Here is a 12,933-nt window from a genome sequence, read left to right as displayed (position 1 = left end):
ATCTCTCCTGACAACGGGGGTGCCTGCCGACCCCCGTCTGTGCCCCCCGGGCACCGGACATCGGGGGCAGCATCACCACCACCACGGGTGCTGCCCCTCCTCCCTCACGGGACGCCTTTTTAAGCTTCCTCCCCGGTGCACGGGGTAGCGGAAGCGTGGCTCTGATTTCCCTGACGTTTTCTTTATCACGCTCCGCGTGCGGTTTGCTGCGCCAGGAGCGCGCCGGGGATCGCGTTGTAACAGCTGTACTTAACCCCCTGTTCTTAACTCACTGAAGGATATTCCCATGCTCACGTTCACCGGTGCGGCACGCACCCTTATTGTCTGGTTTACGCTGTTTTTTGCCTGGAGCGCGGTCGTGCTGTGGCAGTTCGGGACTGATATCGTCAAAACCATCATGACCGAAAGCCATCTGTTTGCGTTCGATCTCGCTTCCCGCATGGTACAGAACGATATGGTGCCTCCGGGCATCATCACCGCGCTGCTGGTACTGCTGGTCCTGACAGCGGGCGGCGTGCTCTCGTCCCTCACGATTGTTTGCTGGAACCTGCTGTGCTTTACCTGCGGCCTTCCCCTGATGGCCGGCGTCTGGCTGCAGCGCCGTAAGTTTCTGAGCCGCCCTGCGGTAACGGGCACCCTGAAGTAATCTCCGGGGCCCGAGCGGCCCCTCAGCCACTGTCTCCTTCTGCCACAGCCTGCCCGGACTTCAGGGCGGGCTGCGCCTGCGCGCTTTCCGGAGTTTCCCATGAGTTTTACCCCTAAATACCTGACGCAGGGTGGCCAGATGACGGCCTACCGGCTGCGCATGTTTGCCCAGGTCAGCAACTGGATATTCCACTGGATGCTGCTGCTGTTCGTGGTGGCCACCGGCGCGCTGTTCTGGCTGACCACGCCCGATGACGTGCTGCGTAACGGCTTCTGGTACTGGGCGGCGTGGCCCACTCATTCGCTGCTGGGCCTGTCCCAGCGTGCGGCAGAAGCCACGTGGGACATCCTCTGGCACTGCGGAACGGGCGCGCGGCTGTGCAGCATTAAACTCACCCCGGCGCAGCTGCTGGCCAACCCGTGGATGCAGGAGATGGGCCGCCAGTTTCTGGCGAACCTGCGCTTTATCGCGACCACGTGCGGCATAACCGCCAGCCTGCTCTGGTGCCTCATTGCCTGGTACGTGGGCCGTATCGGTAAGAAGGAAAGCGAGGACGAGTTTATCTCCGGCATGACGCTCACTGATAAGCCGAAGGAGGTCAACCGGCTGCTGAAAAAGGCCGGCGAGAAGTCCGACCTGCAGATAGGCGGCCTGAACATGGTGAAGAACGCCGAGGTCATGAACTTTCTGATCCACGGCACCATCGGCGTGGGCAAGTCCACGCTCATCCGCTGGCTGCTGGACTACATCCGCCGGCGCGGCGACCGCGCGATTGTTTACGACTCCGGCGGAACCTTTATCGAAACGCACTACGACGAGCGCGTGGATAAAATTCTGAACGCGCACGACAAGCGCTGTGAAAACTGGGTGCTGTGGCGCGAGGCGCAGGACGTGGTGGACTACGAGAACATGACGGCCGCGCTGATGCCGGTCGAGGGCGATTCTGACCCGTTCTGGGTGTCCTCATCGCGCACCATCTTCAGCGACACGGCCATGCAGTTTGCTTCACGACCCGACCGCAGCATCGAGACGTTCCTGAAGACCTGCCTCTCCATCGACCTGAAAAGCCTGCGCGAGTTTCTGAAAAACACCCCGTCGGCCAACCTGGTCGAGGAGAAAATCGAGAAAACCGCCATCTCCATCCGCTCGGTGCTGACCAACTACGCCAAGTCGCTGCGCTACCTGCAGGGGCTGGATAAGGAAGGCAAGCCGGAGTTCAGCATCCGCGAGTGGATGACCGATGCGCAGTACGACAGCAGCTGGCTGTTTATCTCCACCACGGCCCGCCACCGCAAGGCGGTGCGCCCGCTGATATCGATGTGGCTGTCGCTGGCCACGCTGCTGCTGCAGAGCATGGGGGAAAACAGCGAACGCCGCGTGTGGTTCATCGGCGATGAGATAGCCAGCCTGCAGAAGATACCGGAGTTCAACGAAACGCTGGCCGAAGCGCGCAAGTTCGGCGGCTGCTTCGTGCTGGGGATCCAGAACATCCCGCAGCTGGTGCACATCTACGGCCGCGAAATGGCCAAGGCCATCTTTGACCTGCTCAACACCCGTGCCTACGGTCGCTCGCCGAGCGCAGAGGTGGCCAAAATGGTGGAAGAGGAGCTGGGACATCAGCGCCGGCGCGAGGCGCGCGAGCAGAACAGCTACGGCCTTGACCAGGTGCGTGACGGTATCTCCATCAGTAAGGACAAGGTCAACGAGCCCACCGTGGACTACGACCAGATTATGAAGATGCCCAACCTGCGCTTTTACGTGCGCCTGCCGGGCGAATATCCGGTGGTGAAGCTGAGCCTGAAGTACCGGAAACAGAAGAAGTATCACCCTGCGCTGATGGATCGCGACTTCCGCGACCGGCTGAGCCCGGAGCTCGAGCGCATCATTGAGAGCAACGAGCGCAGCGCCCGGGCGGCGGACATTACGTTCCCGACCGGAGAGGAGCTGATGGAGGAGGATGACCGCAACCCCGAGCCCGCACCGGTTGAACCTGCATCTGCCTCATCGTCTGCCGCGCCGGCAATAACTGGCGCCCCCGCGATGAAACCGGAACCGGCTGCAGTACGAGAGGCGAGGCTGTCCGTGGTCCCAGACCAGCCTGCAGTGCCCGCTACCGCTGCACCCGATATTACCGTACCGCCTGCATCAGAGTCAGTCAGTGAGACGCCGCCTGCCTCCAGCGTGCGTCCGTCCCCGCTGCGCCTGGTGCCGGCACCGGTGAACAGGGTGGCCGCAGAGCCCCCGCTGGCAAATCCGCCCGCTTCTGATGCATCAGCCGAAACGCCAGTCCCCCGGCCGGTACCGGTTACGGCGTCCTCCCCTGCTGAAGTGCCGCCGGTCGCTGCAATACGTCCCGTAATACGCCCCGTCATGAAGTCAAAACCAGCCGGTCCGAGCGCGCTCGAGATGCTGGCACGCCGTAAGCATCGAGCCGGCGTACCGGAAGGCGGTGAAGGCGCCGCCGGGGAGGCCGCTCCGCAGGAGGGGGCGGCGCAGGGGGAAGCCCCGGAGCTGCACATGCAGATAGAAAAAGAGGACGGCGGCCGCCTTACCGTGCGGCACATCAGCCCGCGGAAAACCGAACAGCAGCGCGAGGACGAGCGTGCCGCTCAGCGCGGCGATGCCAACGCGCGCATGGCCGACGACGAAAAGAACATCCTGCGACACCGCGACGACTACGAGGCGTACCAGGAGATGAGTGACAGCCTTGACCCGGGAGGGTATGAACGATGATGACCGTTGCTCCGGTGGCCTCCGCCGCCGACGCTGCCGGCTATTACAGCAGCAAAGATAACTATTACTTCCTGGATGACATGCCCACGCAGTGGCTGGGCGAGGGCGCGCGGGAGCTGGGCCTTGAGGGGCCGGTTGACCTCGATACGTTCACGGGCATTCTGCACGGCAGCCTGCCGAACGGCGTGAAGCTCGGTAAAGAGGTGCAGGGCGCGCACGTGCACCGCCCGGGCCACGACTTTACCTTTTCGGCGCCCAAAAGCATCTCGATGCTTATCCTTGCCGGCGGAGATAAACGCCTTCTTGATGCCCATCTTCAGTCCGTCCGTGAAACCATGGTCATCATGGAGCAGACGGTCAGCGCGCGGGATACAAAGGAGGGCGTTACCCGCATAGCGACAACCGGCAAAATGGTGGCTGCGCTTTTCACGCATGATACGTCTCGGAATCTCGATCCTGACGTGCATACCCACGTCGTCATGGCCAACGTCACGGAGCTGGACGGCAAGTGGAAGGCACTGGCCACCGATGCTATTCACGGCGCGGGATTCATTGAAACGGTCTACCGGCATCAGGTCACTTTTGGAAAAATTTACCGCAATCTGATGAAGGGGAAAACGGAGAGCCTGGGTTATGAAACAGAGCTGACCGGCGGACGCCATGATTTGTGGGAAGTAAAAGGTTTCTCACGTGAGGTAATTGAAGAGTTTTCGTCACGGCATCGTGAGATTGTGGCGGGCGCGGGTGAAGGCGCTTCGCTGAAAAGCCGCGACGTGGCGGCGCTCGATACCCGCCAGCGCAAGCAGGATATCAGTCGTTACGGCGGCGAGGAGCCCGCGCCTGTCCGCCCGCAGCCTGAGCTGTCCCCGGCGAGGGATCTACCGGTTCCGGACCGCTCAGCAGCGGCAGCGGAGAATGCGCCAGCGACCGCAGGGGAAGGGACCTCAGCGCCGTCCGTACAGGATAAAGCGATGCTGAACGCGGAGCCTGCATCGTCCGCTTCGCCGGCAATGCAGGATAACGAAGCGCCGATCGTGAAGCCCGAAACCGCTGACGGCCGGGCGCGCCTGCAGGAGCGCTGGCAGCGTCAGATGGACGACGTCGGTTTTGATATCGGCGCCGTCATCAGCGAGGCAAAGGTCCGCGAAGCCCGGCTTCCCGCCCCGGGAGAAGCCGAACCCGCCTTAACGGAAGCCATGGACGCGGTGCGCACCGCGATTTCGGTGCTGAGCGACAGCCGGACCCGGTTTACCTACGGAGATCTGCTGCTCACCGCCCATGAGGCGGGGGAGACACAGCAGGCGCTGCCTGAGCTGCGCCGGGCCATCGACCAGGCCATCGGTGAAGACCTGCTGACGCCGCTGGACGGGGAGAAAGGCGTGTTTACCTCGCACATTCATCTGCTCGATGAACTCTCCGTGCAGTCGCTGACGGCCGACATCCTGAAGGAAAATAAGGTCGCGAACCTGCGCGTGTTTTCTAAAACGCCGGCGCCGCATCTGGAAAAAGCCGCCCGGGCGCCGGTGGCTATCCTGAATGCGCCCGCTTCCCTGCAGCGGCTGCGCGAAACCACCGAGGAGCTGGTGACAATGTCACGAGAACAGGGCCGTGACGTGAAGGTGCTGACCAGCTCCGCGGAGCGCGCCCTGAGCCTGGGCAAATCCCCGCTGCTGAAGAACGACCTGCTGTCGCGCAGCCGCGTGCTGGACAGCACGTTCAGCCTCGGGGTGCAGAGCACGCTCATCGTCGAAGGGGCGGAAAAGCTCGGCCTCAAAGAGATGCTGGTACTGACCGGCGAGGCGCGGGAGAAGAACGCGCAGCTGCTGTTTCTGGACAGCGCCGGCCGGCAGTCAAATGCAAACGCCCTCTCCGTACTGGCCTCAGCGGGCGCGGAGCGCCTGACGCTGACCACGCCGGCGGCGGAGATGTCTGCACAGGTGCTGAGCATTCAGGATAAGCGCGAGCGCTATCAGGTGCTGGCCGACCGCTACGCGGAACTCAGCGGAGGTGAGACTCCGGTCACCGCCGTGGTGGTGGGAGTCCGCGAGCAGCAGCAGCTCACCGGCGTGATCCGCGACGCGCTGCAGAACGCCGGCAAGCTCGGGCGCGACACGGTGGACATTGAGGCGCGCACGCCGGTGTTTGCCACGGCAAAAGCGCGCCGGCTTCCGGGCACGTACCGTCCGGGGATGGTGCTGGAAGACCGCACGGAGAAGGAGGAAACGCGCCACTACGTCATCGACCGCGTGCATGCGGACACGCGCATGCTGTCCCTGATTGACGGCGACGGCGTGCTGAGCCGGGTGAAGATGGCGTCCCTGAACGGCGACTGGCGCCTGTTCACGCGCGAAACCCTGAGCGTGGCGCAGGGCGAGCAGCTGTTCGCGCTGGCGGCTGATAAAGAGGCGGGGCTGAAAGCGCGCGATCGCCTGACGGTCACGGCGGTGGAAAGCGGCGTGCTCACGGTACAGCGCGCAGGCCAGAAGCGCCCCCTTCGTCTCAGCGCGGACGCGCCGCTGTACGTCTCCCACGACTACGTCAGCGCGCCGGGCAGCCGGGACGCGGAGTCCGGTACGGTTCTGGCCTCGCTCGGCGCCCGTGACCTGTCCGCCAACATGATGAACGCGCTGTCGCAGTCCGGAAGCCAGGCCGAAATCTACACCGGCGAGGCGCTGAGCCGCGCGGAAGAGAAGCTCGGCCGCCTGCGCGGCAACCGCACGGCCCTGGAGCTGGTCCGCCAGCTCGGCGGACGCGAAGAGGCCGGTGAGGCGATAGACGCGCTGAAGGCCGGTCTGCAGCATGACGCGCAGAAGGCGGTGTCGCGCGCGGTGGCCAACATGCGCGAGGTGGCGTTTCCGTTTGCACAGCTTACCGAAAAGGCGGCGGAGTTCCTCGGCAGTCTGCAGGGGGTCCGCGGCGAAATCACCCGGCTGGAGCAGGCGGGCGACCTGATTAAGGTGCTCTACGGCGGCGAGGTGCGCTACGTGGCCCGCGCCACGTGGGAAATGGAGAAGGCCATCATCCGGGAGGTGGAGGCGGGTAAAAACACGCAGACGCCCCTGCTGGCAGATCCCTCCACCGTGCTGTCTGCCAGCCTTACCGCCGGCCAGCGCGCGGCCTCCGGGCTTATTCTGCAGAGCACCGACCGCTTCACCGCGGTGCAGGGCTATGCGGGGGTGGGGAAAACCACCCAGTTCGATGCCGTGAAGACCGCGATCGACACACTGCCGGATAGCGTGCGCCCGGCCGTCAGAGGTTTAGGTCCCACGCACCGTGCGGTCAAAGAGATGCGCAGCATCGGCATCGAGGGCCAGACCATGAAGTCTTTCCTCGTTGACTGGCAGCAGCGCACCGCCGCGGGCGAAAAGGTCAGCTATGCCAACACGCTGTTCCTGATCGACGAGGCCTCCATGCTCGGCAACCAGGACACGGCGGAGGCGCTGCGCGCCATCGCGGCAGGCAACGGCCGGGCGGTGATGGTGGGTGACGTTGCCCAGCTTGAGTCGCCGGAAAGCGGCGCCCCGTTCCGCCTGCTGCAGGAGCGCAGCCCGATCGACGTCGCGGTGATGAAGGAAATTAAGCGCCAGCTCAGCGACGACCTGCGCGGCGCGGTGTACAGCGTCATCGAGAACAAGGCCGCCGCGGCGCTGGAGAAGATCGACCGCGTATCGCCGTCGGTGGTGCCGCGGCAGGCGGGGGCGCAGGCGCCTGCGCGATCGGTGACGGAGGTCCCGCCGCCGCCGAAAGATGAGAGCGGTCAGCCGCTGCCCGGCCCCGACGGCGGGCAGGCACCCGGCGTCATTGATTTTATCGTGGCCGATTACATGAGCCGCACGCCCGCCGCGCGGTCGGAGACGCTTATCGTGGTGTCGCTCAACGACGACCGGCGCGCGGTGAACGCCGGCATTCACCAGGCCATGGTGGAGGCGAAGGAGCTGGGCGAAAAACCCGTTACCGTACCGGTGCTGGAGCGCATCAGCGGCGGACGCCACGACTTTAACCGCATTGAGTCGTGGCAGGCCGGTCAGGTGGTGCTGAGCGGCGATCGCTACCTGAGCGTCACCGGCGTGGACCGCGGCACGCAGAACGTGCTGCTGCGGGACGAGGACGGGCGGATGCGTTACTACTCGCCGGCCGAACTGAACGCCACTGAAATTGAGGTTTTCCGCAAGGAAACGCTGGAGCTGCGCACCGGCGACAGCATCCGCATGAACAAAACCCAGCGGCAGGCGGGCCACGCGGCGCACGATCAGTACCGGGTTTCGGCGCTGCGCGACAACGGTGAGGTCGTGCTGCAGGGCGCCGCGGGTGAAAAGGTGATATCGCCCGGCGACACGCAGGCGGACCGCCACATTGATTACGCGTGGGCCGTGACCGGCCACGGCGCGCAGGCGGCGAGCAGCCGCTTTGTTATCGCGCTGGAAAGTGCGACGGGCCGGCGCGGCGTGATGAGCGGCATGCGCGCGTTTTATATCAGCCTGTCGAGGGCGAAAGAGCACGTGCAGGTTTACACCGACAACGTTCAGCGCTGGAAAGAGGCGCTGGTCCGGGAGGAAAAAGGCTTCAAAACCGCCCATGATGCCCTGTCGCCGGAGGCGGAGCGTAAACAGGCCAGGGCCATCTGGGCGATGGGGCAGCCGGTGGGGAAAACCGCCATCGGCCGTGCCTTTCTCAACGGTAACGGGCTCGGCGGGATGCCGATCTCGGCGCGCATCATCCCGCCCACGCGTAAGTATCCGGAGCCGCACCTGGCGCTGCCGGCTTATGATGCGAACGGCAAGGCTGCCGGGGTCACGCTGGTTCCGCTGCATCACGGAAAGGGCACCATCACGCCGGGCCCTGCGCGCCAGCTGACCACGGAAGGCGCGCAGGCATCCATGCTGCAGAAAAGCCGCAATGGCGAGGTTTTGCTGGTCAGCGACCTCGCGCAGGGGCTCACGGCCGCGCGAGAAAAGCCGGAGTCAGGGGTTCTGCTCGTTAAAGGGCGGCAGCCGCCGTCCGTGCAGCTGCTGAAGGTGGCGGGTGGTCAGCCAGATCAATTGCGCCGTACGGATTCGACGCTGTTGGGCCTGGTCAAAGCAGAGCTTCAGGAAATGCTTATCGTTCTGCCGCGCACAGAGAAACACCAGGATGAGCGGGATGCCCTGCGTGAAGCGCTAAGGTCTGTCAGCAACGGGGGCCTGATGGATAAAATCAGTCTGCCAGTCGCGCCCCCTTCCCATGACGGAATGGATAAGATAGCGCTCACCGCGCAGCTTGTTGCACGCGTGGCAGAGGTTATGCAGGAGAAGCTGCCACGCCTGCCGGGCGAATCTTCGCCGGACTATAGCGCGCTTATCCGTCAGGCCTCTAAGGCTTTATCGGACACGCCGGAAGTGTCCGCGGATGCGGCCTTACGCGCAGTGCTCAGTGCGCTGTCAGCCGGTGGCATACCGGAGAGCATCAGGTTAACCGCTACCGCCGGCAGTGACGGTGCGGTCCCGGCTAGCGTGATCCGCCGGATTCAGGAAGAACTTACCCCCGCGCGTACCGCAGATAAAACTGCGCAACCGGATATTCGGGCTTCAGCGCTGGCAGATGTTGCCCGCGAAATCGAACGGCAGAGCCAAATTACGCTTCCCCCGGAACCGCGCGGGCGCGAGCCGGACAGGGAGCTGCCGGCGCCAGAGATCACCCGCCATATCCAGAAAGAACGTTAATGACTGCGGCACGCCCTGTGCGACCGCCTCACTTTCAACCTGCACAACGCAGGCATACGAGATTAATCATGAAACATACCCTGAAGATGGCCGCCCTTGCGCTGGCCATGAGCACCGCTTTGCCCTCAGCAGCATCAAATGCGGCGGAGATTCCAGACTTTACCCCGGCACAGCAGGCCCGCATCGGCGAAATTGCAGCCGACTACCTGGTGGCGCACCCCGACGTACTGATTGAGGTGAGCAAAAAGCTGCAGGCGCGCCAGCAGGCGCAGCCGCAGCAGGCTTACGTGCAGTCCGCGCTGAAGGCGCACCGTCTGCTGATGCAGCTAGGTGGCGTGCCGGTTAAAGGGCCGGGGGATTCGAAGGTCATTGTGACTGAGTTCTTTGACTATGAATGCATCGCCTGCAGCATGATGGCGCCGGTGATGGAAAAAGTGATGGCCGCTAACGCCGGTGTTCGCTTTGCCTTCCGCGACTGGACCATTTTTGCCGCCCGCTATCCGGAATCAACGCAGGCCTCGCACCGCGGGCTGGGTATTTACAGGAAGCAGGGCGCGGATGCCTATATGGAGTACCACAACGGGATTTACCGTACCGGCCACAACGAAGGCAAGCTGACGGCGGAAGACATTGAGAAGGTGGCTGCGGCCGCCGGTGCAGGGGATGCTTCAGGAGATGACAGTGCCGCCTCCGATCGTCTGATCGAAAACAACGACGCGCTGGCGGAGATGCTGGGGCTGACGGGTACGCCGGGCATTATCGTGATGCCGGCTGAAAATGCCACGGCAGACAACACCACCTTCATCCCGGGCGTGGTCAGTGAACAGGTGCTGCAGCAGGCGATTAAACGTGCATCCGGCAAGGCTCATTAACCCTAAGCAAAAAAATCCCGGCTTAGGGCCGGGAAAATGGATTCATCAAAGCGGTCCGGCGAGTGGAGTCGCCGGCCGTATGATAAGTATCGGCAGTTCCGCCAGAACCTTTACTTCATGACGCCCATGCCGCTCAGGCTGTTCTTTCCTCGCACCGCTGCGGTACGCCTCAGCCTGACCGCTTTGCCCGTCGTCGTATAAGTGCGGGCTTTCTGGAGGCTTCTTCACGCTCACTCAAAACGTAGTATTTATTACTTCGGCACTCCACATCGTGCAAATACCTGCGACGACTGTGTACTCACGTCAGGGTCGCAATCGGGACGGAGACATCCAGCACAACAATCACCCTCCTGATAGGCAGTCTTTACCAGCCATACTGCAATGTTTTACTTGTACGGATTTGGCTCCTACCGCCGTGGTGATATTTATTCTTAAAATAAACTAAATATCAATGAGTTATTAACTGAAGAGGCGGGAGTATTCGTAGCTGATTTGAATATTCAGCCACAGTAATTTAAACAATGGACGACGAAATTTTAAGCAGGGATTATGGCGGGTCCACCTGCCTTGCACCTCGTAGTACTTTGCGCCCCCTGCTGTGTGCTGGCGTTGTTTACGGCTTGTGCTGTCTGCCTAACAACTGAAGTCTTGTTACGTTGTGTGACATTCACGTGCTGGTCTGGCGGTTCCACCTGTGGCATCTATACTCTCCCTCCAGGATTATTCTCAGTCACCGCAGCATTTATGCCCGGGACCCGCGATGGACTGCCTTACATACACCAGAAAGAGGTAAGACATGTATATTCGACTGGATCTCTTTGCCGAGATGCTCGGCATCCGGCCTGGCGACCTGCTGCAGGCAACGTGCACGGACGGGATGCTGGCAGGCTTTAATCTCCCTCGACGTCGTCAGGTGCGCGGCGCTGCCGTAATGTTCCTTCAGGATGAGGCTGTCGCCTTCCTAAAGCAGTGGCAGATGCGTTCATCTGAACCTCCGGTTCCGGATGCCGGTGAGCCGCTCATGTCACTGGAAGCATTTGCCCGTCATGCCGGTATCGCGCCCCTGGCGCTCTGGCAGGCCGCCAGTTCCGGAAAACTTCTCCGGGGCATTGCCCTGCCGTTGGCGGTCAAATCTTACGGCAGTCAGCTGATGTTTTCCGCGGCGGCTGTTGAATTATTTACCGCTGAGTACAGACGCTGCTTATCGAAAAAGTAAAGTAAATCAGTTTATTGCCAGTTTATTTCCGGATTACCTCATTATCCGGTCCCTTCGCTGACGCTTAATTAACCTATGGAATGTGGATGAACCGTACCGAATGGCTTCTGAAGTTTCGGCGATACCAGAACTTGGAAACGCTGGAGAAGGTTTTCGAGCACCTTAGCTACACCGGTAACCCCGATGAAGAATTTGCGATGACGTCGGCTTATGACCATCGAAAGGCCGAACTCGCCGCAGGCAAACTGTTTGACCGCATACCAAAGCACGTCTGGCAGTACGTAAAGTAGTTCCCATCTGACGCCGCCCTTACAGGGCGGCTATCCTGAAACTGATACGAGCTGTAACGGTCTGATCATTTAGGAGGCGTACGCCTTTCCGAGTGCCATCTGCGCGCAGTCCTGTCAATCGCATCCGATACGGTTTGATACAATGCGCTGGGAAAATCGTGACCCATGCCCTCGACAGGCATGAATTCAGCTCCGGCTATGGATGCGGCTGTATCCCTGCCACAGTCCAGAGGTATCAGTGGATCATCAACTCCATGCACCACCAAAGTCGGCGCTACTATCCGCGTAAGCCTTGAACGTATATCCCCGGTTGCAGCTATAGCGGCAATCTGCCTTCCCAGTGCAGTCGGATCAAAGGCACGCCTGGTTTCTTCCAGAACCAGAACCCTATGTGCTTCTTCATTGAAAGGGTAATCCGGACTGGAGATGCGCTTTGCAAAAGCCAGGCTGTGTGCCAGAAAGCCGGCCTCATCCTTCAAAGGATGAGGTGCAGGTTTCGTTAACATGTCCAGGATGTCCGGGGCCGCAGAGGGAAGATTCGGATTTCCCGTACTGGACATGATGGACGTCAAAGACAACATGCGTTCCGGATGTTCACTGCACAACAGTTGAGCAATCATTCCGCCCATTGATCTTCCAACGACGTGTGCCTTGTCTATTTTCAGAGCGTTGAGCAGTCCCATCGCATCTTCTGCCATGTCGAAGAGCGTGTATGGCACGGCCGGCGTCCGGCCAGCCATGACTGCGTTCGCCAGAGCTGAAAAATCTGGTGTTGGGGAGTTCGTAAAGTGTGTCGAATAACCTGCATCGCGATTATCAAACCTAATGACCCGAAACCCCTTTGCCACTAAACTTTCGCAGAATACTTCTGGCCATCGGAGCATTTGAGACCCGAGACCAGATATCAAAAGGATTGACCCGGCATCTCCGTACCCAAAACTTTCGTAGCTCAGGGTAATGCCGTTTGACTCAACGGATACCATCATTTTGTCCCTTCTTAAATCCGGGATCATCAAAAGGAGTTAGAGGTAGAAGGCGTGAGTCTTCAAGTGCAGTCGTCCTGTGTCCAATGCCAGCAAGATAATCTTTGTTGTTCGCTAAAGCGAAAAAAGACTGAACGCTGCTCTGGCGGACCATCATGATTAAATCCCAGCGCTCCTGGTCCGGACCTATAAGGAAAGAGCCGCCCGATCCGAGAAATAAAAGTTCTCCCCCGCTTTGATGGAGGAAGGGAAGCGCGTGGTGAACATAGCGATAAAAAGCGTCGGCACCGCTGACAGGATCCTCCGGCGCCAACTCCGGGCTGGCGGAATAATTGGCGATTTCGCGGAATCGCAATATATTCAGCATAATAATGCTGCCCTGTATTCCACGCTTGCTCAGCGCATGTCCTGATTCCTGCGTGGGTTCCAGGTAGCGAGCGTATGCAGACAAAGAAGTCATTGGTTTTGCACTCTTTCGTCTTTCAGTAAGTGAT

The 12,933-nt window shown here is 61.1% G+C and carries 8 protein-coding genes; 6 read left to right on the top strand and 2 right to left on the bottom strand.

The window, feature by feature from the left end:
• The first annotated feature begins 286 nt into the window (after positions 1-286).
• From F3J37_RS21895 to F3J37_RS21870, 6 genes are all read left to right on the top strand, one after another.
• Entirely contained in the window at positions 287-646 is a 360-nt protein-coding gene (locus F3J37_RS21895) for a hypothetical protein (protein WP_166935776.1), read from the top strand.
• Positions 647-745: 99 nt separating this feature from the next.
• Positions 746-3,379 (top strand): type IV conjugative transfer system coupling protein TraD, encoded by a 2,634-nt coding sequence (gene traD, locus F3J37_RS21890; protein ID WP_166935774.1) that lies wholly within the window; start codon positions 746-748, stop codon positions 3,377-3,379.
• Positions 3,376-9,078 carry a MobF family relaxase gene (gene mobF / locus F3J37_RS21885; RefSeq protein WP_166935772.1) on the top strand — a complete coding sequence of 1,901 codons (5,703 nt, stop codon included), beginning with the start codon at positions 3,376-3,378 and terminating at the stop codon, positions 9,076-9,078. The genes traD and mobF overlap by 4 nt, the downstream gene beginning before the upstream one ends.
• Before the next feature lie 68 nt (positions 9,079-9,146).
• Entirely contained in the window at positions 9,147-9,950 is an 804-nt protein-coding gene (locus tag F3J37_RS21880; protein WP_166935770.1) for a DsbA family protein, read from the top strand.
• A 796-nt stretch (positions 9,951-10,746) separates the two neighbouring features.
• The gene (locus tag F3J37_RS21875) at positions 10,747-11,166 is read left to right on the top strand and encodes a hypothetical protein (protein ID WP_166935768.1); all 420 of its coding nucleotides are present in this window, start codon (positions 10,747-10,749) and stop codon (positions 11,164-11,166) included.
• 86 nt (positions 11,167-11,252) lie between these two features.
• Positions 11,253-11,456 carry an Hha/YmoA family nucleoid-associated regulatory protein gene (locus tag F3J37_RS21870; RefSeq protein WP_166935767.1) on the top strand — a complete coding sequence of 68 codons (204 nt, stop codon included), beginning with the start codon at positions 11,253-11,255 and terminating at the stop codon, positions 11,454-11,456.
• 65 nt (positions 11,457-11,521) lie between these two features.
• Here the strand turns inward: F3J37_RS21870 and F3J37_RS21865 are convergent, their stop codons facing one another.
• Entirely contained in the window at positions 11,522-12,442 is a 921-nt protein-coding gene (locus F3J37_RS21865; RefSeq protein WP_205299022.1) for an alpha/beta fold hydrolase, read from the bottom strand.
• Positions 12,426-12,899, bottom strand: a complete 474-nt coding sequence (locus F3J37_RS21860; RefSeq protein WP_166935765.1) for a DUF1330 domain-containing protein — start codon at positions 12,897-12,899, stop codon at positions 12,426-12,428. The genes F3J37_RS21865 and F3J37_RS21860 overlap by 17 nt, the downstream gene beginning before the upstream one ends.
• Positions 12,900-12,933 lie beyond the last annotated feature (34 nt).

The sequence above is a fragment of the Candidatus Pantoea communis genome, from assembly GCF_011752685.1.
Lineage (GTDB): Bacteria > Pseudomonadota > Gammaproteobacteria > Enterobacterales > Enterobacteriaceae > Pantoea > Pantoea communis.
This window is presented reverse-complemented; position numbering and strand designations above follow the sequence as displayed.

Coding starts and splice junctions, on each gene's coding strand:
- F3J37_RS21875 (WP_166935768.1), top strand. CDS start 10,747: ATGTATATTCGACTGGATCTCTTTGCCGAGATGCTCGGCATCCGGCCT.
- traD (WP_166935774.1), top strand. CDS start 746: ATGAGTTTTACCCCTAAATACCTGACGCAGGGTGGCCAGATGACGGCC.
- F3J37_RS21870 (WP_166935767.1), top strand. CDS start 11,253: ATGAACCGTACCGAATGGCTTCTGAAGTTTCGGCGATACCAGAACTTG.
- mobF (WP_166935772.1), top strand. CDS start 3,376: ATGATGACCGTTGCTCCGGTGGCCTCCGCCGCCGACGCTGCCGGCTAT.
- F3J37_RS21865 (WP_205299022.1), bottom strand. CDS start 12,442: ATGATGGTATCCGTTGAGTCAAACGGCATTACCCTGAGCTACGAAAGT.
- F3J37_RS21860 (WP_166935765.1), bottom strand. CDS start 12,899: ATGACTTCTTTGTCTGCATACGCTCGCTACCTGGAACCCACGCAGGAA.
- F3J37_RS21880 (WP_166935770.1), top strand. CDS start 9,147: ATGAAACATACCCTGAAGATGGCCGCCCTTGCGCTGGCCATGAGCACC.
- F3J37_RS21895 (WP_166935776.1), top strand. CDS start 287: ATGCTCACGTTCACCGGTGCGGCACGCACCCTTATTGTCTGGTTTACG.